Raw genomic sequence first — 21,537 nt, 5'->3', positions numbered from 1 at the left:
CGGTCTCAGTTCACAGCGGACGTCGCTTCGACATGACGCGGTAAAGTCACCCGGATACGGGTGCCGCGTTGGCTTTGAACATCAGCCGGGCTGTCGATGGTGATTTGTCCATAATGCTCTTCAACGATGGAATAGACCAGTGCAAGGCCCAGACCGGTGCCTTCACCAGGGTCCTTGGTGGTGAAGAAAGGTTCGAACAATCTATCCATGATGTTCTTCGGAATGCCGCTGCCTTCGTCTTCCACGATCAGGTCGACCGTGTGTTCGCCGGCTTCGCTCTTGACCCGTACCGCACTGCCGGGAGGCGAGGCGTCGCGGGCGTTTGAGAGCAGGTTGATCAACACTTGGGCGAGTCGTTGCGGGTCGCCTTCGACCCAGTGATCGGGGTCGCACAGGTTGTAGAACTGCACTTCGAAATTGCGTCGGTTCAGGGCCAGCAGGCCTATCGCATCCTGGGCCACTTCGGCCAGACAGACGGGCTCGTCACTGTGCTGATGACTGCCGGCATGGGCGAAACTCATCAGCGATTGAACGATGCGCGATACGCGTTTGGTCTGCTCAAGAATCTGCCCGCTGATTTCCTTCAGCTCGCCATCGTCTTCCCGTTCTTCGCGCAGGTTTTGCGCGAGGCAGGCGATCCCGGTGATGGGATTGCCGATTTCATGGGCTACCCCGGCGGCCAGTCGACCGATACTCGCCAGACGCTCGGAATGCACCAGTTTGTCTTCGAGCATCTGGGTTTCGGTCAGGTCTTCTACCAGTAACACCAGGCCGCTGTTACCAGGGGCGAGTGGTTCATCGATTGCCGCTTTGTGCAGGTTCAGCCAGCGGGTCTGGCCATCGAGCGCCAAGTGCTGTTTGTGCAGGTGTTCGTCCGGCAGATTGATGAAGCCTTGCAGCAGTTCTTTCCACGGATCGGCAATGGTGCTCAACCGCGAGCCGACCACACGCTGTGCGGCTATCCCGGTCAGTTCCTCCATGGCTTTGTTCCACATGAGGATTTCCTGATCCTTGGCCAGCGAGCAGACGCCCATCGGCAGTTCCTGCAAGGTCTGGCGGTGGTAGCGGCGCAGCGCATCGAGTTCGGCGGCCAGGCCGGTCAGGCGCGAGTGGTAATCCTCAAGGCGACTTTCGATGAAGTGGATGTCTTCCGTGACATAGTTTTCGCCGCCAGCCTTATAAGGCAGGAACGTCTCGACCATGTCCTGGGCCACGCTCGGCCCCATCAAGCCGGAGAGGTTGGCCTCGATCCGGTCGCGCAAGCGGCGCAAGGCATACGGCCGGCGCTCGTCGAACGGCAAATAAAGATCGCGCAAGGCCTGCTCGACTTCTTTCTGTGCCGCCTTGGCGCCCAATGGTTTGGCCAGTTGCGTGGCGAATTCCTGAGGCGACGCCGCGTGCAATTCGCGGCGCTGGGGGCGACGCACGTTGTCCACGGCGCAGGCTTCGGCGGCGCTGGCCTCTTCGGTGCTGGCGTTGGTGAACAGCGAGATCAGGGTGAACATCAGCACGTTGGCGGCCAGCGAGGCAATCGCTGCCATGTGCCAACTGGTGTCGTCCAGCACGTAGATCATGTTCAACAGTGGAATGTAGAAGCCTTGCAGATTGCCTACCAGCGGCAACAGCATGGTCACCAGCCAGACCAGAATCCCCGCCAGCAAACCCGCGATGAAACCACGACGGTTGGCGGTCGGCCAATACAGGACCGAGAGTACGCCCGGCAGGAATTGCAGGGTGGCCACGAACGCGACGATGCCGAGGTTGGCCAGGTCTTGTTCGGCGCCCAGCAACAGGTAGAAACCGTAGCCAGCCATGATGATGGCGACAATCAGCGCCCGGCGGGTCCACTTCAGCCAGCGGTAGATGTTGCCTTCGGCCGGCGGCTGATACAGCGGCAGCACCAGGTGATTGAGGGCCATCCCCGACAGCGCCAGCGTGGTCACGATGATCAGCCCGCTGGCGGCTGACAGCCCGCCGACATACGCCAAAAGCGCCAGGGCTTTATTGTTGGCGGCGATGCCGATGCCCAGCGTGAAATATTCCGGATTGGTGGTGGCGCCGAGTTTCAGGCCCGCCCAGAGAATCAGCGGCACGGCCAGGCTCATCAACAGCAGGAACAGCGGCAAACCCCAGCTCGCACTTACCAAGGAGCGCGGATTGAGGTTTTCGGTGAATGTCATGTGGTACATGTGCGGCATCACGATCGCCGAGGCGAAGAACACCAGCAGCAGTGTGCGCCAAGGGCCTTCCTGCAGAGGTGTGTGCAGGGCGGCGAGGGCGGTCTGGTTTTGCAGCAGCCACAGCTCGAGCTGTTGCGGGCCGTCGAATACACCATAAAGGGCATACAGCCCGACACCGCCAATGGCGATCAGCTTGATCACGGATTCGAAGGCAATCGCGAATACCAGGCCTTCGTGTTTTTCGCGGGTAGCGATGTGGCGTGAGCCGAAGAAAATCGTGAACAACGTAATCAGCGCGCAGAAGCTCAACGCCACGCGATGCTGCACCGGCTCGCGGGTCAGGATGCCAATGGAGTCGGCCACGGCTTGTATCTGCAAGGCCAGCAGCGGCAGCACACCAATAAACATGAAAATCGTGGTCAGTGCGCCCGCCCAGGTGCTGCGGAAACGGAACGCGAACAGGTCGGCCAGGGACGACAGCTGATAAGTGCGGGTGATTTTCAGGATCGGATACAACAACACCGGTGCCAGCAGAAACGCCCCGGAAACCCCGAGGTAGCTGGACAGGAAGCCATAGCCATATTGATAGGCCAGGCCGACCGTGCCGTAAAACGCCCAGGCACTGGCATAAACCCCCAGCGACAGGGTGTACGTCAGTGGGTGGCGAATGATCGCCCGGGGGATCATGCCCCGTTCGCTGACCCATGCCACACCGAACAGCACCGCCAGGTACGCGGCGCTGATCAGGATCATCTGGGTCAGGCTAAAGCTCATCGGCATCTTTTTGGCTCTGCAGGATGAAAGTCACGACGATCAGGATCAGCCAGAGCAAATAAGGGCGATACCAGGCGCCAGTGGCGTCGATCCACCAATCCATGATGGCCGGGGAAAACAGATAAATCCCCACTACCAGGAGCAGGACCAAGCGATAGATGTACATCCCGGCCTCTCTTTATTTATGCGCGTGCCCGAAAACGTGCGGCGATGGTAACGGATGGGCGCGCCACTGCAAGCGCGATCACTGCAGTTGCGCCTCGGGCAGGCTCAGTGTGCGCGGGATCTGCAGCGCATCCCAGTGGGTGATCCCCCAGTTCAGCACTTCCCGGGGCGTTGCGTATGCCAGTTCCGGCCCGGGATTCTGGCCCAGTGCGCGTAAGGCACGCAGCAACAACGGTGTCGCCTGATCTTCGGTCAGCGGCGGCGAGCGGTAGGATTTGCCAAGTTTGTTGCCATCGGGCTGGGTAATCAGCGGGATGTGCAGATATCGCGGCTGGCGCAGGCCGAGCAGTTCTTGCAGGTAAAGCTGTCGAGGCGTGGAGTCGAGCAGGTCGGCGCCACGGACGATATCGGTGATGCCCTGCCAGGCGTCATCGAGCACCACCGCCAATTGATAGGCGTAGAGCCCGTCGCGGCGGCGAATCACAAAATCACCGACTTCCCGTCCCAGGTGTTGGCGATATTCGCCCTGCACGCGATCGATGAAGTGGTATTCCAGCTCGGGGACGCGCAAGCGAATCGCGGCATTTTCAGGGCCATGACCGGCGTTGCGGCAAAGCCCCGGATAAATACCCTTATACGGCTCAAGTTGTTTGCGCGAGCAGGTGCAGGCGTAGGCCAGACCGTGATTGAACAGGCGATTGAGGACTTCGGCATAGGCGTCGTGCCGGTCGCTCTGGCGGACCATTTCGCCGTCCCATTCAAAACCGTAGCTTTCCAGTGCCTTGAGGATGGCCACCTGGGCGCCGGGCTCTTCCCGGGGCGGATCGAGATCTTCCATGCGCATCAGCCAGCGGCCGCCCACCGAGCGCGCGTCGAGGTACGAGGCCAGCGCTGCAACCAGAGAACCGAAATGCAGATGCCCACTGGGCGTGGGGGCGAAGCGACCGATGTATGAGGTGGCAGTCATAAGGGCGACGTTACTTTTCCAGGCTTGCGCCAGACCCCTGTGGGAGCGGGCTTGCTTGCGAAAGCGGTGGGTCAGGCAACATAGATGTTGACGCTGATGGCCCCTTCGCGAGCAAGCCCGCTCCCACAGGGTTCGCTGTGGTGGCAAATATCAGAAACAAAAACGGAGCGTTCGCACGCTCCGTTCTTCGTTCAAGTCGAGATTACTTGCCGACTTGCTTTTCCTTGATTTCCGCCAGGGTCTTGCAGTCAACACACATGTCGGCGGTAGGGCGGGCTTCCAGTCGCTTGACGCCGATTTCGACGCCGCAGGACTCGCACCAGCCATATTCTTCGTCTTCGATCAGCTGAAGCGTCTTGTCGATTTTCTTGATCAACTTGCGCTCGCGGTCGCGGGCGCGCAATTCGAGGCTGAATTCTTCTTCCTGGCTGGCACGATCTGCCGGATCAGGGAAGTTGGCTGCTTCGTCTTTCATGTGATCAACCGTACGGTCGACTTCCTGCATCAAGTCCTGCTTCCACTTGTTCAGGATCTTGGTGAAGTGAGCGCGCATGGGCTTGCCCATGTACTCCTCGCCCTTAACTTCTTTGTAGGGTTCGAAGCCGCTGATCGACTGGTTTTGCTGTTGCTTTGCTTGGGTGGACATGAAATAGACCGCCTCTACTCTTGTAATCCATTGCGCAGGATTGCTCCATCACCGACACCTGCCGGCCCTGCGGCTGCAAGCGGGCGAACTTACCAGATCAAATCGGACCGCGCTACTCCCGGATGTCGAGGTAGTGGCCCGGCGGGCTTGCAAATGATTGCAAAGCCTTGTCTGGTGGTGCTGGAGACCTGTTCAAATATTGATTTTAGTCAAACCTGGGGCACACGCTTGAGTCGTTTGAGACCAGAGTTATAAGGGTCTGACCGCTTTAGGTTCTCGCTCGTTCCTGCGCTTGGGTAGAATCGATTTTTTTCCCCGTTGAAGGAAGGCCAATGGCTCAGTCCTACAGTGCCCGCAGTCGCGCAATCGAACCTTTCCATGTGATGGCGTTGCTGGCGCGGGCCAATGAATTGCAAGCGGCCGGCCACGATGTCATCCACCTGGAGATCGGCGAGCCGGATTTCACCACGGCCGAGCCCATCATCCAGGCCGGCCAGGCCGCCCTGACGGCGGGTAAGACCCGATACACCGCTGCGCGTGGCATTCCTGAGTTGCGGGAAGCCATTTCGGGCTTTTATCAGCAACGTTATGGGTTGAACATCGATCCGCAGCGAATCCTCATCACCCCCGGCGGTTCCGGCGCACTCCTGCTGGCCAGCGCCTTGCTGGTGGACCCGGGCAAACACTGGTTGCTGGCGGACCCGGGTTATCCCTGCAATCGCCACTTCCTGCGGCTGGTCGAAGGCGCGGCGCAGCTTGTTCCTGTGGGGCCGGACGTGCGCTATCAGCTGACCCCGGATCTGGTGGCGCGCCATTGGGATCACGACAGTGTTGGCGCCCTGGTGGCGTCGCCGGCGAATCCGACCGGGACAATTTTGACCCGCGACGAGTTGGCCGGGCTGTCCGCCGCTATCAAGCAGCGCCACGGCCATCTGGTAGTGGACGAGATTTATCACGGCCTGACCTACGGCACCGATGCGGCCAGCGTTCTGGAAGTCGATGACAGCGCCTTTGTCTTGAATAGCTTTTCCAAATACTTCGGCATGACCGGATGGCGCCTCGGGTGGCTGGTCGCGCCTGAAGCGGCCGTGGGTGAGCTGGAAAAGCTGGCGCAAAATCTCTACATCAGCGCCCCGAGCATGGCTCAGCACGCCGCGCTGGCCTGCTTCGAACCGGCGACCATCAGCATTCTCGAAGAGCGCCGCGCCGAGTTCGGACGGCGTCGGGATTATCTGCTACCCGCCTTGCGTGAGCTGGGCTTCAACATCGCGGTGGAACCGGAAGGGGCGTTCTACTTGTACGCCGATATCAGCAAATTCGGCGGCGATGCCTTCGCATTCTGCCGGTATTTTCTCGAAACCGAGCATGTGGCGATTACGCCGGGGCTGGACTTTGGTCGCTATCAGGCCGGGCATCATGTGCGCTTTGCCTACACCCAAAGCCTCCCTCGCCTGCAGGAAGCGGTCGAGCGGATTGCTCGCGGCTTGAAGAGCTGGCAAGGCTGATGCGTTTTCATCCTCCCCTCGAAGAAGGTCGCCTGATCCGACGTTACAAGCGTTTTCTCGCCGATATCGAAACCGTTGACGGCGAGTTGCTGACAATCCACTGTCCGAACACCGGCTCGATGCTCAACTGTCAGGTCGAAGGAGGGCAGGTCTGGTTCAGCCGTTCCAACGATCCCAAGCGCAAGTTGCCTGGCACCTGGGAAATCGGCGAAACCCCACAGGGGCGCCTGTTTTGCGTCAACACCGGACGGGCCAACGGCTTGATTGAGGAGGCGCTGCGGGCTGACGTCATCACCGAACTCAATGGCTTTACCGAACTGAGGCGCGAAGTGGCCTACGGTCAGGAAAGTAGCCGCATCGATTTCCGTCTCGATTACCCGGCCGGACCGGCGTATGTGGAAGTCAAAAGCGTGACCCTGGGCTTCGATGGCTCTGCGGTGGCGGCGTTTCCGGATGCGGTGACGCAACGCGGGGCCAAGCATTTGCGGGAACTGGCCCATTTGGCCAGGGACGGGATTCGTGCGGTGCAGTTGTATTGCGTGAACCTCAGCGGCATCGATGCCGTGCGTCCTGCAGAAGAAATCGATTCGGCCTACGCGGCGGCGTTGCGTGAGGCGGTGGCGTGCGGGGTCGAGTTGCTGGCTTACGGTGTGCGCTTGAGCCACGAAGAAATGGTGGTCGATCGGCGGCTCGACGTGTTGATTTAAAGACTGATCCAGACCCCTTGCTCGTCTTCACGGCAGGCGACGGCGGTCAGGGATTGTCCGGCGCACGGACCGGAGACGCATTCACCGTCCTCGATCAGAAACAGTGCGCCGTGGGTGGCGCACTGAATCAGGCTGTTGCTGGGGTCGAGAAACTGGTCGGGTGTCCATTCCAGCCCGACCCCGCGGTGCGGGCATCGATTGATGTAGACATAAACCTGGCCGCCCCGGCGCACGGCAAAAAGCTTTTGACCGTCAATCTCGAAACCGCGACTGCTGTCGCCCGCCAGTTCGGCACCCGTGCAAAGCAACTTCATGTCTATCCTCAAATTTCGCCGCGTCGTAGGAAATGTCTGAGCTTGACGTTCAAATGCAAACAATTATCAAATGGCTGCTTCGCCCGTCGGCGCTAGTGCCGGATGCCAAGGATACTTGGCCTGTCATCTCGATGTCCGGGAAAACCTTTAAGGAAGCTGTTTATGCGCCTGAGTACCCGCGTTGTTGCGCTCTGTGTCGGACTCCTCGTCAGCCATCACGCCGCAGCGGCCGAGTTGCCACAACGCTGGGTCAGTGCCGGGGGCGCGCTGTCGGAGTGGGTCAGTGCGCTGGGCGGTGAGTCGAAACTGGTCGGGGTCGATACCACCAGCCAGCACCCCGAATCCCTCAAGGCGTTGCCGAGCATTGGTTATCAGCGTCAATTGTCAGCGGAAGGCATCTTGAGCTTACGCCCGCAGATTCTGGTCGGCACCGAAGAAATGGGACCACCGTCGGTGCTTTCGCAGATCCGCAATGCCGGCGTGCAGGTTGAACTGTTCTCGGCCCAGCCGGACCTGTCGGCGTTGCAGGGTAATTTGCAGCATTTGGGCAAGTTGCTCGGCGCTGAAGAGCGGGCTTCGCAGATGTACCAGACTTATCAGCAACAGCTCGAACAACAAAAGATCCGGATCACCAAAGCGCAACTGACACAAAAATCACCGGGCGTGCTGGTGCTGATCGGTCACGCGGGCGGCAAGCCGCTCATCGCTGGAAAAGACACCGCCGCCGACTGGCTGTTGCGACAGGCCGGAGGGCACAACCTGGCAACCCATACGGGTTACAAACCGTTCTCTGTCGAGTCCCTGGTCAGCCTGGACCCCGAGGTGTTGGTATTTGCCGATCGTGCATTGACCGGCGACGCTGCGCGTGCGGCGTTGTTCAAGGAAAATCCGGCTCTGTCCTCGACCCGCGCCGCCAAGGATGGACGCGTCATGGAGCTTGATCCGACGCTGCTGGTGGGCGGGCTCGGTCCACGGCTGCCGGATGCATTGAAGAACATCAGTGACAGCTTCTACCCCGGCACTGCCGCCCAATGACCGTCCTGGTAAAACCTCGTACGTTGTTCGTTGGTCTGAGCCTGCTGTGCTTGCTGGCGATCTGGCTGTCGTTGGCGCTGGGACCGGTGAGCCTGCCGCTGCTCGATACCTTGCACGCGGCGTTACGCATGATCGGCCTGCCCATTGCGCCTGACGGGTTGGAACAGGCTGAACTGATCCTCGGGCAGATTCGCCTGCCGCGCACCTTGTTGGGGTTGGCGGTGGGCGGTGTGCTGGCGTTGTCAGGGGTGGCGATGCAGGGATTGTTTCGTAATCCGCTGGCGGACCCTGGGCTGGTGGGCGTTTCCAGCGGTGCAGCACTGGGCGCGGCGATAGCGATTGTCGGCGGCTCGGCCTTCGGTGGTCTGCCTGAATCCTTCGGACCGTATCTGTTATCGCTCTGCGCTTTTCTGGGCGGGCTTGGCGTCACGTCGCTGGTGTACCGACTCGGCCGGCGCAACGGCCAGACCCATGTCGCGACCATGTTGCTGGCGGGTATTGCCCTGACCGCGCTGGCCGGCTCGGCTGTCGGGCTGTTCACCTATCTGGCAGACGACGCGACCCTGCGCACGCTTACGTTCTGGAACCTGGGCAGTCTCAACGGTGCGAGCTACTCGCGGCTCTGGCCGTTGCTGCTGATCAGCGTCGGTGTGGCGCTGTGGCTGCCGCGACGGGCCAAAGCCTTGAATGCATTGTTGCTGGGGGAGTCGGAAGCCGGTCACTTGGGCATCGACGTCGAAGGCCTCAAACGCGAGTTGGTGTTCTGCACGGCGCTGGGTGTCGGCGCGGCAGTAGCGGCAGCAGGGATGATCGGCTTTGTTGGCCTGGTGGTGCCCCATCTGGTGCGACTGCTGGCCGGACCCGATCATCGGGTGCTGTTGCCCGCCTCGGTGCTGGCAGGTGCGAGTCTTCTGTTGTTTGCCGATCTGGTGGCGCGACTGGCCCTGGCGCCGGCCGAATTGCCGATCGGGATCGTCACGGCTTTCATCGGTGCGCCGTTCTTTCTGTATTTATTGCTCAGAGGGCGTGCCTGATGTTGCGAACGCAGAATTTGCAGATCCGCCGGGGTCAAAAAATCGTCCTGGCGAATATCACGCTTGAGCTCAAACCGGGCGAAGTGCTCGGTGTGCTGGGGCCTAACGGCGCCGGCAAGAGCACCTTGCTCGGCGCTTTGTGTGGCGAGCTGCAGGCTGATCAGGGCAGTGTCTGGCTGGATGACCGCGAATTGAGTCATTGGGGCGGCATGCTGCGAGCCCGGCGATTGGCCGTACTGCCGCAGGTGTCGACGCTGGACTTTGCCTTTCGCGTGGAAGAAGTGGTCGGCATGGGGCGTTTGCCTTACCAGAGCGGTCGGGTCCGTGATGATGAAATCGTCGCCGCCGCATTACTCGCTGCCGATGCCAGGCATTTGAGCGGTCGCAGCTACCTGGCCTTATCCGGTGGAGAACGGCAACGGGTGCATCTGGCGCGGGTACTGGCGCAGCTCTGGCCGGGTGAAGCCGGGCAGACCTTGTTGCTCGACGAACCGACTTCGATGCTCGATCCGTTGCACCAGCACACCACCCTGCAAGCGGTGCGCGAGTTTGCCGGCCGCGGCGCGGCGGTGTTGGTGATCCTGCATGATCTAAACCTGGCGGCGCGCTATTGTGATCGCTTGTTGCTGCTCGAAGGCGGGCGCCCGGTGGCGCTCGATACGCCGGAGCAGGTGTTGCGTCCAGAACCGCTCAAGGCAGTGTTCGGGCTGGAAGTGCTGGTGCAGCAGCATCCGGAGCGTGGGCATCCGCTGATCATCGCCCGCTGAGCTTTTCAAGGGAGGTGAGTACATGCGTGGGATCCTGATGCTGGCCTTGCTGTTGTTGAGTGCCTGTCAGCACGCATCGGCGCCACCGCCGATTGCGGGCGAAATTCGCGACTTGCGCAGCGGACAGGTCCTCACGGCGCAGGAGTTGGTGGCCCGATTGGCCGAGCCTGCGCGGCTGATCGTGGGCGAGCAGCATGACAATCGCGATCACCATGCACTGCAATTGTGGTTGCTGAAGTCGTTGGCAGAGCAGCGACCACAAGGCAGTCTGCTGCTGGAAATGCTCACGCCGGATCAACAACTGCGCGTCGATGACGTTCGCCACGCGTCGACACCGCCAGTGGATTTGCCCGCTGCATTAGCCTGGCAACCTGGCTGGGATTGGGAATTGTACGGGCCGATCCTGCGGTTCGCCTTGGCTCAGCCATACCCGTTGCTGGCGGCCAATCTGGACACGGTTGAAGTCCGTAGTGTCTACGCCAAACCTCCGGCGCTGAGTGGGTCGCGCTCCAACGCTGCTTCCGTCAGGGACGAACTGTTGGAGCAAGTCAGCGAGTCTCACTGCGGCCTGCTGCCGCAATCGCAAATGCCGGCGATGCTAGCGGTGCAGCAGCAACGTGATCGGCGGATGGCTGAGCGTCTGCTGGCGGCGCCTACGCCGTCATTACTGTTTGCCGGTGCTTACCATGCGCGAAAGGATGTCGGCGTGCCGATCCATGCGCTGGATCTTGGAGCGACGCAGGCGCCAGTTGTATTGATGCTGGCGCAGCAGGGCGGTGAGGTTACGGCGGCGATGGCCGATTATGTTTGGTACACGCCTGCCACGCCCGTGCAGGATTACTGTGCGCAGATGCGTAAGCAATTCGGTAAATGAGCGGGTGTCGTTTCGACAGGCAAAAAAAGACCCGGCAAGAGCCGGGTCAAATAACCGTGATTAGCCTGATGAGGAGATATCTGAGAGTCCGAACCAAGGGCTTTTCAAATATCGACCAGTCTCGCGACCAGTTGTGATAATCATAGCGATTCTCATTACCAAGTCAACCGCTGATTTCTCAATTACTTGAAATTCGCCACCTGCTCGTTGGAAAGCCCCGTAATCATTGGGCGGCAGGCTGCTGTCTACAGCGCCATTCACCTGTTCAGTTTTTATGGCGCGAAGAAATCGCATCCAGTTGCTTGTTCAGTGCTTCCTTGCGCTCGGCGGGGATGTCGTTCCAATGCACATCCATCAAGGCGCCTTCAATCGCATACAACAACACCTTGGACGCTCTGAATCCGCGCGTGCGCACGGCCCGATAAGCATCCACCGCCCCCAGGCGACGCAAGTCCGAAGCGCTGTGAATGCCCACGGCATGCAGCCACTGCGCCGACGTCTTGCCAAGATTCTTCAGGTGTTGCAATTCATCATTCATCAAGCCTCCTTGCGACAGCCGAACGGAGCGTGGGCGAGCTTCTCAGGAGTGTAGCCATCAGTAGGAAAAGCGTGATTGTTTGGTCGGTTTCGGCGCAAAAGCTTCTAAGCGGCCAACCCTGGCGTGTCAGTAAAATCCGCGAGCGCTGTAGGAAAAGAGGAGAGGGAATCAGCTTTCAGGCGGGCGATGCACAGAGCCCAGCGCGAATCGAAGGGGCGCCGGACTTGTCGGTTGCAGGTCGCTTTTAGCGAGTGCGGTAACGCAGGCGTGTCCCGAAGTTCATCGACATCAGAATCTCATCGGCACTCAGCTCTGGCGGAAAGTAGGCACCGGATATCTGCGCATGGGCCAGGCTCGCGCCTTCAAGAGAGGCATTACGAAAGTCGATGCCGCGCAGGTCGGCAGAGCGGAAGTACGCATCGGTGAAGTCGACACCCTCGGCATTCAATTCGCGAAGATCCAGGCCCCGGAAGTCACCGCCGACCATGTCGATAGGGCCGTCCAAGGGACGCTCCTTGTTAAAACCTGTGATGTCGTCTTTGTGCAGCAAGGCATAAAGCGGAGTGTCGAGAAGTTTGGGCTGGCTCATGTCACATCACCTGATGGTTTTATGACGCCAGTATAGTGCCACTATTTGACAGCCGTGAAGCCGGCGAGGGCTACACGGCTGAAATACTTTCTCAGAGGCCCGGCAGGCGTTGGCGGATCTGTGCCACGACGGTGTCGAGAGTCCCGCTTTCATTGGTTTGCACGCGTTTGCTGCAGAGAATTTCTGCCGGTGTCAGCGCTTCGCGACTCGCCTGCTGTGCTTCGATAACGGCCAGGTTGGCGTCGGACGGATCCTTTTTGTCTGCCTGGCGCAGGGCCAGCCAGGTCTCGATCACCGCTTGCGGCGCATTGCAATCGAGGATCAGGAACGGCGCGCCGGTGGCCTCGGCAATTTTCGCTGCGCCATCGCGCTGGTCACGCTTGAGGTAGGTGGCATCGATCACGACCGGGAAACCGGCGCGCAGGATCACGGCGGCGATTTCATGCAGGCGAGTGTAAGTGGCGGCGCTAGCGTCAGCACTATAGATGCCGGCCTGTGGGTCGTTCGCGACGGTTTGCTCGCCGAACAGGCGTTTGCGTTCTACATCGGAGCGCAGGCGAATGGCGCCCAGCGCTTCAACCAGACGCATGGCCACGTGGCTCTTGCCGACAGCCGAAACACCGTGGGTGATGGCCATGAAGCGCGAAGGAATGGTGCTGTAGCTTTCTGCGAGGTTGGCATAGTTGCGGTACTGGCGCAGGGTGGTGGCGCGCTGCACGGGGTCGGCCTCGGCCGGCATGCTGAACAGGCTGACCTTGGCGCGAACCAGTGCACGGTAGGCTTTATAGAAGTTCAGCAACTCAAGACCCTGGTAGTCGCCGGTCAGCTCCAGGTATTGGCTGATGAAGCGACGTGCCAGGCTTTTCAGGCCGCGGTCTTCCAGGTCCATCGCGAGGAAACCGGTGTCGGCATAAACGTCGGTGAAGCGGAACGGTTCGTTGAACTCGATGCAGTCGAAGATCACGACCTTGCCATCGATCACGGTGGCATTACCCAAATGGATGTCGCCGTGGCATTCGCGGATAAAGCCGTCAGCCTTGCGTTGGGCGAACAGTGGCTTGAGGCGTTCGAAGCTGCTTTCAGCCCAGGCTTGCAGGGCGTCGAGTTGCAGCAGATCGGCCTTGTCGCTGAGGAATGGGCGGATCTGGTCGAAATTCTGGCGCACTGGCGCCATCACGCTGTCCGGAGTGCCGGCTTCGTGTTCGGCCGGTACTTTCGGGGCCGTAAGATGGAATTGAGCAATCTGTACCGCCATCTCGTCGATGTGCGCGGTGGTCAATTCGCCGTTGGCCTGCAGCGTGCTCAGCAGCTGGCTCTGTGGGAACTGGCGCATTTTCAGGGCGTAGTCGACGACCGGGCCATCACCGCCCAGTTGTGGCGCTTCGGCGCTTCCGGTGATCGGCAATACTTCGAGGTACAAATCATTGGTCAGGCGCTGGTTCAGACGCAGCTCTTCACCGCAGAAATGCTCACGGGCATCGAGGGTGGTGAAGTCGAGGAAGCCGAAATTCATCGGCTTCTTCACTTTATAAGCAAAGGGACCTGTGAGGATGACCCAGGAAATATGGGTTTCGATAACCTGGAATCCGTCTACAGGATGCGGGTAGAGGGCAGGGTTTTGCAGGGCGGCGATCAGGGACTGGCTCACAGGCGATCCTTCAGAGTCTAAGAAATTCGAGGCCGCCATTATGGCTGCAAGTCCGTCTGACGCAAACCTCGGAGGGCGCCTGTTGAGTATGAATAAAGTGCGTATAATCCGCCGCCATGACTCGTACTCGATCCCCCCGCACTCCCAAAAAACCACCTTCCAAGGGCCTGCGCCCTTGGCTGGGCTGGGCCCTTAAACTCAGTCTGGTCGGCCTTGTGGTGCTCGCCGGGTTCGCGGTTTACCTCGACGCCATCGTCCAGGAGAAGTTCTCCGGCAAGCGTTGGACGATCCCGGCCAAGGTGTATGCGCGCCCGCTGGAGCTGTTCACCGGCCAGAAGTTGAGCAAGGATGACTTCCTTACCGAGCTCGACGCGTTGGGTTATCGACGCGAAAGCGTGAGCAACGGCCCCGGCGCTGCGGCGGTCAACGGCAATACCGTCGACTTGAATACCCGTGGCTTCCAGTTCTATGAAGGTCTGGAGAAGGCTCAACCGGTGCGTGTGCGTTTCTCCGGTGACTACGTGGCCGAACTCTCGGCGACGAACGGTTCAAAGCTTTCCGTGGTGCGGCTGGAACCGCTGCTGATCGGCGGGATTTACCCGAAAAATCTCGAAGATCGCATTCTGATCAAAATTGATCAGGTCCCGCCGTATCTGCTGGAAACCCTGGTCGCCGTGGAAGACCGGGATTTTTATAGCCACTGGGGCGTGTCGCCCAAGTCGATTGCACGAGCCGTCTACGTCAACACCTCTGGCGGCAAGATGACCCAGGGCGGCAGTACGCTGACGCAGCAGTTGGTCAAGAACTTCTACCTCACCAGCGAGCGCAGCCTGACCCGCAAACTCACCGAAGCCATGATGGCGATGTTGCTTGAGCTGCATTACGACAAACGAGAAATCCTTGAGGCTTACCTCAATGAAGTGTTCGTCGGTCAGGATGGTCAGCGGGCCGTGCACGGTTTCGGCTTGGCTAGCCAGTTTTTCTTCGGGCAGCCGTTATCCGAGCTGAAATTACAACAGGTAGCCTTGCTGGTGGGCATGGTCAAGGGACCGTCCTATTACAACCCGCGGCGCAATCCTGAGCGGGCGCTTGAGCGGCGCAACCTGGTGCTTGATGTGCTTGAGCAGCAAGGCGTCGCCAGCGCCGAGCAGGTCGCTGCTGCGAAGAAAATGCCATTGGGTGTCACCACTCGCGGCAAACTGGCCGACAGCTCGTTCCCGGGTTTTATCGATCTGGTTAAACGTCAGCTTCGCGAAGACTACCGCGACGAAGACTTGACTGAAGAAGGCCTGCGGATCTTCACCAGCTTCGATCCGATCCTGCAAATGAAAGCCGAAGCGTCGGTCAACGACACCTTCAAGCGTTTGTCCGGGCGCAAAGGCGCGGATGATGTGGAAGCGGCCATGGTCGTGACCAACCCGGAAACCGGCGAAGTCCAGGCCATGATCGGCAGTCGTCAGGCGAGTTTTGCCGGTTTCAACCGTGCGCTGGATGCCGTGCGACCTGTCGGCTCGTTGATCAAGCCGGCGGTGTACCTGACCGCCCTTGAGAAGCCGAGCCAGTACACCTTGACCAGTTGGCTGTCGGACGAGTCGTTCTCGGTCAAGGGCGCTGACGGTCAGGTCTGGAAACCACAGAACTATGATCGTCGCTCCCATGGCACCGTTTTCCTGTACCAGGGCCTGGCCCATTCCTACAACTTGTCGACCGCGCGTCTCGGGTTGGCGGTAGGTGTGCCGAACGTCTTGAAGACCCTGGGGCGCCTGGGCGTGACGCGCGAGTTCCCGGCCTTCCCGTCGATGCTGCTGGGTGCGGGTGGAATGACTCCGATCGAAGTGGCCACCATGTACCAGACGCTCGCCAACGGTGGTTTCAATACGCCAATGCGCGGGATCCGCAGCGTGCTGACCGCCGAAGGAGAGCCGCTCAAGCGTTACCCGTTCCAGATTCAGCAGCGTTTCGATCCGGCCTCCATTTACCTGATCCAGAGCGCCATGCAGCGGGTCATGCGTGAAGGGACCGGCAGTTCGGTTTATAACGTCTTGCCGAAGACCCTGACGCTGGCTGGGAAGACCGGTACCAGTAACGATTCGCGAGACAGTTGGTTCGCCGGTTTCAGTCAGGATCTGCTGGCGGTGGTCTGGCTGGGCCGCGACGACAACGGCAAAACACCGTTCACCGGTGCAACCGGTGCGTTGCAGGTCTGGACCAGCTTCATGCGCAAAGCCGATCCGCTGCCGCTGGACATGCCGCAACCCGACAACATTGTTCAGGCGTGGGTCGATTCCCGTACCGGACAAGGCTCTGATGCCAACTGCCCAGGTGCCGTGCAGATGCCGTATATTCGCGGCAGTGAACCGCCTCCCGGTGCTGCTTGCGGTGGCGAAAGCCCTGTTTCCGGCGAAACGGTGATGGATTGGGTCAAGGGCTGGATGAATTAAGCAAAGAGGGTTTCAAGTGAACAAGTGGTTGATTCCAGCAGTTACCGTAGTGGCGTTGCTCAGCGGTTGCTCCAGCGTACAGCGCGGTTCGATTCCGGTTGTGGATTCCGGTAGCGCCGTTTCGAACAGTGAACGTGTTTCGGCAAATGGCGGTTACCGTCAGACGACGACCAAACGTCCTGTGCAAGCCCAGACTCAGGCGATCCCGCAAGGCGATACCGGCGTGGTTGTGATGGTGCCAGGTGGCGGTGCAGTGACATCGGCGCCAATCAGCACTGCGCCGATCACCCCTGGCCCGATTACCCCGGGGCCGATCGATACCTCGCCGGTCCAGTCCGCTCCGATCAATCAAGGCAGCTACAGCATGCCGTCGACGCCGAGTGGAATTCCTTCGGCCAGTACCGGCGGCGGCCTGTCTGCGGATGAGCAGCTCGATGGTCCGGTATTGGCGCTGTTGACCACCGCTCAGCAGCAACAGGCGGGCGGTGACCTCAATGGTGCCTCGTCCAGCCTTGAGCGCGCCCAGCGGGTTGCGCCGCGTGAGCCGCAAGTGCTTTATCGTCTGGCTCAGGTACGCATGGCTCAAGGCGATGCGGCACAGGCCGAGCAGTTCGCGCGTCGTGGTTTGACGCTGGCCAATGGTCGTCCGGATCTTCAAGCCAGCCTGTGGGGTTTGATCGCTCAGGCACGTGAGAAGCAGGGCGATTCCGCCGGCGCTGCACTGGCTCGTCAGAAGGCCAAGGTTTCGCTGTGATGGATGCTCGTTTTCCGAAGATTGCCGAGCAGCTGCTGTTGATCGAGCGCGAGCTGCGAATTCAGGGCTGGTGGGACGAAGTCTCGCCCTCCGCTGAGGCGCTTTCCAGTGTCGAGCCATTCTCGGTCGATACACTGGATTTCGAGCAGTGGCTGCAATGGATCTTCCTGCCGCGCATGAAGACTATCCTGGAGCAGGATCTGCCGCTGCCCAACGCATCGGGAATTCAGGAGATGGCCGAAATGGTTTTCGCCGCCCGCAATGTCCAGGGCAGGGATCGGCAATTGCAGGTCCTGCTCAAAGAATTCGATCTGCTGATCACCGCCTCCCGCTGACGCCGATAGCTGTGTAGGACTTGTAGGAGCTGCCGAGAGAAACGAGGCTGCGATCTTTTGATCTTGTTTCTTAAAAAGCAAAATCAAAAGATCGCAGCCTCGTTTCACTCGGCAGCTCCTACAGCTCCTACAGCTCCTGCACAGTTCTCCGCTATCTGTTTCTGTGCTTCGGTAATGCGCTCCTGACGTGTTTGGTCGGTCAAGCGGCGCATCTCGCCATCAACCTCTTCCCGTAGTCGCGGATTGTTCTGCAGTTGAGCCAAATTTGTCCGGGCCTGCTCGCAAAACACCTTTAGCTGGGCCTGCTGCTCGGCCACCTGTTTTTTCACAGTGTTATCGATGGCCCCTTGATCGCCGATGGCGCTGTCGCGTGGTGGCGCGGCCGGTTTGCCGGCAGGCGAGGAGGGCGTCACCAGCGTCGTCGCTGCCTGGCCTTGAGGTGGTTGTGCGTCGAAGTGGGTGACGCCTTGGGCGTCGACCCATTTGTAGATCTGGCCCGCCATGCACCAAGGGCTGATGAGCAGACCGACCATGAAGAGCTTTCGCATGTCATTTCCTTGCCATGAGTTGCGCAATTGAAGCTAACACAGTTGATGTTTAGCGGTTTTTTCTTGCTTTCTCATGTGCTTACTTCAATAAAGCACATAGACGACTTGACTTGCGGGGGACGAAACAGAAGAATCCAAAGTCCGCTGTAGAGGGACTGCCAGAAGCAGGCCCACTCGGCAGATCATGAGGCGCACATCCGCGCCGACCTGTTACACCCGCAACGCGTTACCTCGCGCTGGGTGGGAAAGGCCCGCAACACTTGGGACGATCCCAATACTTGCTCAGTCAGTGCTGACGTAGTCGGCGACCACCGTCGCTCATGCTCTGCTGAGAAGTAAACCTATTAAGACCCGTCCCCTTGTGTGTGGACGGTATTCTGGCGTTTTAGAGGTGAACAACGTGGAGCTTTTATCTGGCGGTGAGATGCTCGTCCGCTTTTTGCGTGACGAAGGCGTCAAATATATCTATGGGTACCCGGGCGGTGCCGCATTGCATATCTATGACGCGCTGTTCAAAGAACCAGCCGTTCAACATATTCTCGTTCGTCATGAGCAAGCAGCCACTCACATGGCTGACGGCTATGCGCGTGCAACCGGCAAGGCCGGCGTCGTACTGGTGACCTCCGGTCCCGGCGCGACCAACGTCATTACCGGTATTGCCACCGCGTACATGGACTCGATCCCGATGGTCATCCTGACCGCCCAGGTGCCTAGCACCATGGTCGGTACCGATGCGTTCCAGGAAACCGACATGATCGGTATCTCCCGGCCAATCGTGAAACACAGTTTCATGATCAAGCATGCTTCCGAAATCCCGGAAATCATGAAAAAGGCCTTCTACCTGGCGCAGTCCGGTCGTCCTGGTCCCGTCGTTGTCGACATTCCAAAAGACATGACCAACCCGGCCGAGAAGTTCGAATATATCTTCCCGAAAAAAGCCAAACTGCGTTCCTACAGCCCGGCGGTTCGTGGTCACTCCGGCCAGATCCGCAAAGCCGTGGAAATGTTGCTGGCGGCCAAGCGGCCGATCATCTACGCCGGCGGCGGCGTCATCCTGGGTAACGGCTCCGCGCCGTTGACCGAGTTGGCGCAACTGCTGAACGCGCCGGTGACCAATACGTTGATGGGCCTTGGCGCCTATCCGGGCAGCGACCGCCAGTTCCTTGGCATGCTCGGTATGCACGGCAGCTACACGGCCAATCTGGCGATGCACCATGCGGACGTGATCATGGCCGTAGGCGCGCGTTTCGATGACCGTGTTATCAACGGTGCGTCGAAGTTCTGCCCAAGCGCCAAGATCATCCACATCGATATCGACCCGGCTTCGATCTCCAAGACCATCAAGGCCGACGTTCCTATCGTAGGGCCGGTGGAAAGCGTATTGACCGAAATGGTCGCTACCTTCAAGGAGATCGGCGAGACCCCTAACAAGGATTCGGTCGCTGCCTGGTGGAAGCAAGTGGAAGAGTGGCGCGGTGATCGCGACATGTTCCCTTACAACAAGGGTGACGGCAGCATCATCAAGCCGCAAACCGTGATCGAGACCCTTCATGAAGTGACCAAGGGCGACGCCTATGTGGCTTCGGACGTCGGTCAGCATCAGATGTTCGCCGCCCAATACTACCGCTTCAACAAGCCAAATCGCTGGATCAACTCCGGTGGCCTGGGCACGATGGGCTTCGGTTTTCCGGCAGCAATGGGCGTGAAACTGAACTTCCCGGACGCTGACGTGGCGTGCGTTACCGGTGAAGGCAGTATCCAGATGAACATCCAGGAGCTGTCGACCTGTCTGCAGCATGACCTGCCGGTGAAGATCATCCTGCTCAACAACGGCGTGCTGGGCATGGTCCGTCAGTGGCAGGACATGAGCTACGGCGCGCGTCACTCGCACTCCTATATGGAATCGTTGCCGGACTTCGTCAAGTTGGCGGAAGCCTATGGTCACGTCGGTATGCGCATCACCGACTTGAAAGATTTGAAGCCGATGATGGAACAAGCGTTCGCCATGAAGGATCGCCTGGTATTCATCGATATCAAGGTCGATGCCGCCGAGCACGTCTACCCGATGCAGATCAAAGACGGCTCCATGCGCGATATGTGGCTGAGCAAGACGGAGCGTACTTAATCATGCGGCACATTATTTCCTTGCTTCTGGAAAACGAACCCGGTGCTCTGTCTCGTGTAGTCGGCCTGTTCTCGCAGCGCAACTACAACATCGAAAGCCTCACTGTGGCGCCAACCGAAGACCCGACTCTGTCGCGTCTGACGCTGACCACGGTTGGCCACGATGAAATCATCGAGCAGATCACCAAGAACCTGAACAAGCTGATCGAAGTGGTCAAATTGGTCGACCTGTCGGAAAGTGCTCATATCGAGCGCGAACTGATGCTGGTCAAGGTCAAGGCCACCGGCGCCCAGCGCGCTGAGATCAAGCGCACTACCGATATTTACCGTGGGCAGATCGTCGATGTCAGCGCTAGCGTGTATACCGTTCAACTGACCGGTACCAGCGACAAGCTCGACAGCTTCATTCAGTCCATCGGCACCGCCTCGATTCTGGAAACCGTCCGTAGCGGCGTAACCGGTATCGCTCGCGGCGATAAAGTACTCAGCATCTAAACCAAATTAGCGAATGGCCTGAACGGCCTGGATATATAGGGGAATTTCATGAAAGTTTATTACGAAAAAGACTGCGACCTGTCGATCATCCAGGGCAAGAAAGTTGCCATCATTGGTTACGGTTCCCAGGGCCACGCTCAAGCGTGCAACCTGAAAGACTCCGGCGTTGACGTTACTGTTGGTCTGCGTAAAGGTTCGGCGACTGTTGCCAAAGCCGAAGCTCACGGCCTGAAAGTGACCGACGTTGCTTCCGCTGTTGCTGCTGCCGACCTGGTCATGATCCTGACCCCGGACGAGTTCCAGTCTGCCCTGTACAAAAATGAAATCGAGCCGAACATCAAGAAAGGCGCCACCCTGGCCTTCTCCCACGGCTTCGCGATCCACTACAACCAGGTTGTTCCGCGCGCCGACCTCGACGTGATCATGATCGCGCCGAAAGCACCGGGTCACACCGTGCGTTCCGAGTTCGTCAAAGGCGGCGGCATTCCTGACCTGATCGCGATCTATCAGGATGCTTCCGGCAACGCTAAAAACGTTGCACTGTCCTACGCTGCTGGCGTGGGTGGCGGCCGTACCGGCATCATCGAAACCACCTTCAAGGACGAGACCGAAACCGACCTGTTCGGCGAACAAGCCGTTCTGTGTGGCGGTACCGTTGAACTGGTCAAAGCCGGTTTCGAAACCCTGGTTGAAGCTGGCTACGCGCCGGAAATGGCCTACTTCGAATGCCTGCACGAACTGAAACTGATCGTTGACCTCATGTACGAAGGCGGTATCGCCAACATGAACTACTCGATCTCCAACAACGCTGAATACGGCGAATACGTGACCGGTCCGGAAGTGATCAACGCCGAGTCCCGTCAGGCCATGCGCAACGCCCTGAAACGTATTCAGGACGGTGAATACGCCAAGATGTTCATCAGCGAAGGCGCTACCGGCTATCCTTCGATGACCGCCAAGCGTCGTAATAACGCCGCTCACGGTATCGAAATCATCGGCGAGCAACTGCGCTCCATGATGCCGTGGATCGGTGCCAACAAGATCGTCGACAAAGCCAAAAACTAAGTCGCGCACTTGTACGGAAAACGCGGCCTAGG

Annotated in this window: 21 protein-coding genes; 12 read left to right on the top strand and 9 right to left on the bottom strand. The window is 59.4% G+C overall.

Going from position 1 to position 21,537, the window contains the following annotated elements:
• Positions 1 to 5 precede the first annotated feature (5 nt).
• The 4 genes from ACA052_RS24685 to dksA form a co-directional block, all read right to left on the bottom strand.
• Complete coding sequence (locus ACA052_RS24685) at positions 6 to 2,960, bottom strand: sensor histidine kinase (RefSeq protein ID WP_497647193.1); 2,955 nt, start codon at positions 2,958 to 2,960, stop codon at positions 6 to 8.
• Positions 2,944 to 3,120: a hypothetical protein gene (locus ACA052_RS24680; RefSeq protein WP_003176118.1), complete on the bottom strand. Its 177-nt coding sequence runs from the start codon at positions 3,118 to 3,120 to the stop codon at positions 2,944 to 2,946. Before ACA052_RS24680 ends, ACA052_RS24685 begins: the two co-directional genes overlap by 17 nt.
• A 78-nt stretch (positions 3,121 to 3,198) precedes the next feature.
• Entirely contained in the window at positions 3,199 to 4,086 is an 888-nt protein-coding gene (gene gluQRS / locus ACA052_RS24675) for a tRNA glutamyl-Q(34) synthetase GluQRS (protein ID WP_497647192.1), read from the bottom strand.
• 202 nt (positions 4,087 to 4,288) lie between these two features.
• A complete protein-coding gene (gene dksA / locus ACA052_RS24670) occupies positions 4,289 to 4,732 on the bottom strand; it encodes an RNA polymerase-binding protein DksA (protein ID WP_008153293.1) in 444 nt (147 codons plus the stop codon).
• Positions 4,733 to 5,064: 332 nt separating this feature from the next.
• Here dksA and ACA052_RS24665 point away from each other — a divergent pair, with 332 nt between their 5' ends.
• Both ACA052_RS24665 and sfsA read left to right on the top strand, forming a co-directional pair.
• Positions 5,065 to 6,237: a pyridoxal phosphate-dependent aminotransferase gene (locus ACA052_RS24665; protein ID WP_497647191.1), complete on the top strand. Its 1,173-nt coding sequence runs from the start codon at positions 5,065 to 5,067 to the stop codon at positions 6,235 to 6,237.
• Positions 6,237 to 6,944, top strand: a complete 708-nt coding sequence (gene sfsA / locus ACA052_RS24660) for a DNA/RNA nuclease SfsA (protein WP_497647190.1) — start codon at positions 6,237 to 6,239, stop codon at positions 6,942 to 6,944. Before ACA052_RS24665 ends, sfsA begins: the two co-directional genes overlap by 1 nt.
• Here sfsA and ACA052_RS24655 read toward each other — a convergent pair.
• Positions 6,941 to 7,258 (bottom strand): Rieske (2Fe-2S) protein, encoded by a 318-nt coding sequence (locus ACA052_RS24655; protein ID WP_497647189.1) that lies wholly within the window; start codon positions 7,256 to 7,258, stop codon positions 6,941 to 6,943. The genes sfsA and ACA052_RS24655 overlap by 4 nt on opposite strands.
• Before the next feature lie 162 nt (positions 7,259 to 7,420).
• On the opposite strand from ACA052_RS24655, the gene ACA052_RS24650 reads away from it, so the two are divergent.
• From ACA052_RS24650 to ACA052_RS24635, 4 genes are read left to right on the top strand one after another with little or no spacing between them, the layout of a single operon-like run.
• Positions 7,421 to 8,293 (top strand): heme/hemin ABC transporter substrate-binding protein, encoded by an 873-nt coding sequence (locus ACA052_RS24650; protein WP_497647188.1) that lies wholly within the window; start codon positions 7,421 to 7,423, stop codon positions 8,291 to 8,293.
• A gap of 50 nt (positions 8,294 to 8,343) precedes the next feature.
• Positions 8,344 to 9,327: a FecCD family ABC transporter permease gene (locus ACA052_RS24645; protein WP_497650393.1), complete on the top strand. Its 984-nt coding sequence runs from the start codon at positions 8,344 to 8,346 to the stop codon at positions 9,325 to 9,327.
• Complete coding sequence (locus ACA052_RS24640; RefSeq protein WP_497647187.1) at positions 9,327 to 10,094, top strand: heme ABC transporter ATP-binding protein; 768 nt, start codon at positions 9,327 to 9,329, stop codon at positions 10,092 to 10,094. Before ACA052_RS24645 ends, ACA052_RS24640 begins: the two co-directional genes overlap by 1 nt.
• A 22-nt stretch (positions 10,095 to 10,116) precedes the next feature.
• A complete protein-coding gene (locus ACA052_RS24635) occupies positions 10,117 to 10,968 on the top strand; it encodes a ChaN family lipoprotein (RefSeq protein WP_497647186.1) in 852 nt (283 codons plus the stop codon).
• A gap of 265 nt (positions 10,969 to 11,233) precedes the next feature.
• Here ACA052_RS24635 and ACA052_RS24630 read toward each other — a convergent pair whose 3' ends face one another.
• From ACA052_RS24630 to ACA052_RS24620, 3 genes are all read right to left on the bottom strand, one after another.
• Positions 11,234 to 11,506 carry a TfoX/Sxy family protein gene (locus ACA052_RS24630; protein ID WP_009050884.1) on the bottom strand — a complete coding sequence of 91 codons (273 nt, stop codon included), beginning with the start codon at positions 11,504 to 11,506 and terminating at the stop codon, positions 11,234 to 11,236.
• Positions 11,507 to 11,750: 244 nt separating this feature from the next.
• On the bottom strand, positions 11,751 to 12,095 hold the full coding sequence (locus tag ACA052_RS24625) for a pentapeptide repeat-containing protein (RefSeq protein ID WP_497647185.1): 345 nt from the start codon (positions 12,093 to 12,095) through the stop codon (positions 11,751 to 11,753).
• A gap of 91 nt (positions 12,096 to 12,186) precedes the next feature.
• Complete coding sequence (locus ACA052_RS24620; RefSeq protein WP_497647184.1) at positions 12,187 to 13,743, bottom strand: bifunctional aminoglycoside phosphotransferase/ATP-binding protein; 1,557 nt, start codon at positions 13,741 to 13,743, stop codon at positions 12,187 to 12,189.
• A gap of 116 nt (positions 13,744 to 13,859) precedes the next feature.
• Between ACA052_RS24620 and mrcB the strand changes: the two genes are divergently transcribed.
• The 3 genes from mrcB to ACA052_RS24605 are packed head-to-tail and all read left to right on the top strand — an operon-like array spanning position 13,860 to position 17,273.
• Positions 13,860 to 16,184: a penicillin-binding protein 1B gene (mrcB, locus tag ACA052_RS24615; protein ID WP_497647183.1), complete on the top strand. Its 2,325-nt coding sequence runs from the start codon at positions 13,860 to 13,862 to the stop codon at positions 16,182 to 16,184.
• Positions 16,185 to 16,200: 16 nt separating this feature from the next.
• Positions 16,201 to 16,938, top strand: a complete 738-nt coding sequence (locus ACA052_RS24610) for a tetratricopeptide repeat protein (RefSeq protein WP_497647182.1) — start codon at positions 16,201 to 16,203, stop codon at positions 16,936 to 16,938.
• Positions 16,938 to 17,273: a YqcC family protein gene (locus ACA052_RS24605; protein ID WP_497650392.1), complete on the top strand. Its 336-nt coding sequence runs from the start codon at positions 16,938 to 16,940 to the stop codon at positions 17,271 to 17,273. Before ACA052_RS24610 ends, ACA052_RS24605 begins: the two co-directional genes overlap by 1 nt.
• A gap of 104 nt (positions 17,274 to 17,377) precedes the next feature.
• Here ACA052_RS24605 and ACA052_RS24600 read toward each other — a convergent pair whose 3' ends face one another.
• Complete coding sequence (locus ACA052_RS24600; RefSeq protein WP_497647181.1) at positions 17,378 to 17,821, bottom strand: DUF4124 domain-containing protein; 444 nt, start codon at positions 17,819 to 17,821, stop codon at positions 17,378 to 17,380.
• Positions 17,822 to 18,221: 400 nt separating this feature from the next.
• On the opposite strand from ACA052_RS24600, the gene ACA052_RS24595 reads away from it, so the two are divergent.
• The 3 genes from ACA052_RS24595 to ilvC are packed head-to-tail and all read left to right on the top strand — an operon-like array spanning position 18,222 to position 21,505.
• Entirely contained in the window at positions 18,222 to 19,946 is a 1,725-nt protein-coding gene (locus tag ACA052_RS24595; RefSeq protein WP_497647180.1) for an acetolactate synthase 3 large subunit, read from the top strand.
• Between the two features lie 2 nt (positions 19,947 to 19,948).
• Entirely contained in the window at positions 19,949 to 20,440 is a 492-nt protein-coding gene (gene ilvN, locus ACA052_RS24590) for an acetolactate synthase small subunit (RefSeq protein ID WP_003205610.1), read from the top strand.
• A 48-nt stretch (positions 20,441 to 20,488) separates the two neighbouring features.
• Positions 20,489 to 21,505, top strand: a complete 1,017-nt coding sequence (ilvC, locus tag ACA052_RS24585; RefSeq protein WP_007948647.1) for a ketol-acid reductoisomerase — start codon at positions 20,489 to 20,491, stop codon at positions 21,503 to 21,505.
• The last annotated feature ends 32 nt before the right edge of the window (positions 21,506 to 21,537 follow it).

The organism is Pseudomonas sp. LBUM1644 (assembly GCF_059716195.1).
The sequence above is the reverse complement of the archived record's forward strand: the minus strand, read 5'-3'. Positions and strand labels throughout refer to the sequence as shown.

Excerpts from the sequence above, each read along its gene's own strand:
- mrcB (WP_497647183.1), top strand. The coding sequence starts at position 13,860 with ATGACTCGTACTCGATCCCCCCGCACTCCCAAAAAACCACCTTCCAAG.
- ilvN (WP_003205610.1), top strand. The coding sequence starts at position 19,949 with ATGCGGCACATTATTTCCTTGCTTCTGGAAAACGAACCCGGTGCTCTG.
- ACA052_RS24685 (WP_497647193.1), bottom strand. The coding sequence starts at position 2,960 with ATGCCGATGAGCTTTAGCCTGACCCAGATGATCCTGATCAGCGCCGCG.
- ACA052_RS24680 (WP_003176118.1), bottom strand. The coding sequence starts at position 3,120 with ATGTACATCTATCGCTTGGTCCTGCTCCTGGTAGTGGGGATTTATCTG.
- ACA052_RS24605 (WP_497650392.1), top strand. The coding sequence starts at position 16,938 with ATGGATGCTCGTTTTCCGAAGATTGCCGAGCAGCTGCTGTTGATCGAG.
- ACA052_RS24655 (WP_497647189.1), bottom strand. The coding sequence starts at position 7,258 with ATGAAGTTGCTTTGCACGGGTGCCGAACTGGCGGGCGACAGCAGTCGC.
- ilvC (WP_007948647.1), top strand. The coding sequence starts at position 20,489 with ATGAAAGTTTATTACGAAAAAGACTGCGACCTGTCGATCATCCAGGGC.
- ACA052_RS24630 (WP_009050884.1), bottom strand. The coding sequence starts at position 11,506 with ATGAATGATGAATTGCAACACCTGAAGAATCTTGGCAAGACGTCGGCG.
- gluQRS (WP_497647192.1), bottom strand. The coding sequence starts at position 4,086 with ATGACTGCCACCTCATACATCGGTCGCTTCGCCCCCACGCCCAGTGGG.
- ACA052_RS24625 (WP_497647185.1), bottom strand. The coding sequence starts at position 12,095 with ATGAGCCAGCCCAAACTTCTCGACACTCCGCTTTATGCCTTGCTGCAC.
- sfsA (WP_497647190.1), top strand. The coding sequence starts at position 6,237 with ATGCGTTTTCATCCTCCCCTCGAAGAAGGTCGCCTGATCCGACGTTAC.
- ACA052_RS24640 (WP_497647187.1), top strand. The coding sequence starts at position 9,327 with ATGTTGCGAACGCAGAATTTGCAGATCCGCCGGGGTCAAAAAATCGTC.
- ACA052_RS24635 (WP_497647186.1), top strand. The coding sequence starts at position 10,117 with ATGCGTGGGATCCTGATGCTGGCCTTGCTGTTGTTGAGTGCCTGTCAG.
- ACA052_RS24665 (WP_497647191.1), top strand. The coding sequence starts at position 5,065 with ATGGCTCAGTCCTACAGTGCCCGCAGTCGCGCAATCGAACCTTTCCAT.
- ACA052_RS24600 (WP_497647181.1), bottom strand. The coding sequence starts at position 17,821 with ATGCGAAAGCTCTTCATGGTCGGTCTGCTCATCAGCCCTTGGTGCATG.
- dksA (WP_008153293.1), bottom strand. The coding sequence starts at position 4,732 with ATGTCCACCCAAGCAAAGCAACAGCAAAACCAGTCGATCAGCGGCTTC.
- ACA052_RS24650 (WP_497647188.1), top strand. The coding sequence starts at position 7,421 with ATGCGCCTGAGTACCCGCGTTGTTGCGCTCTGTGTCGGACTCCTCGTC.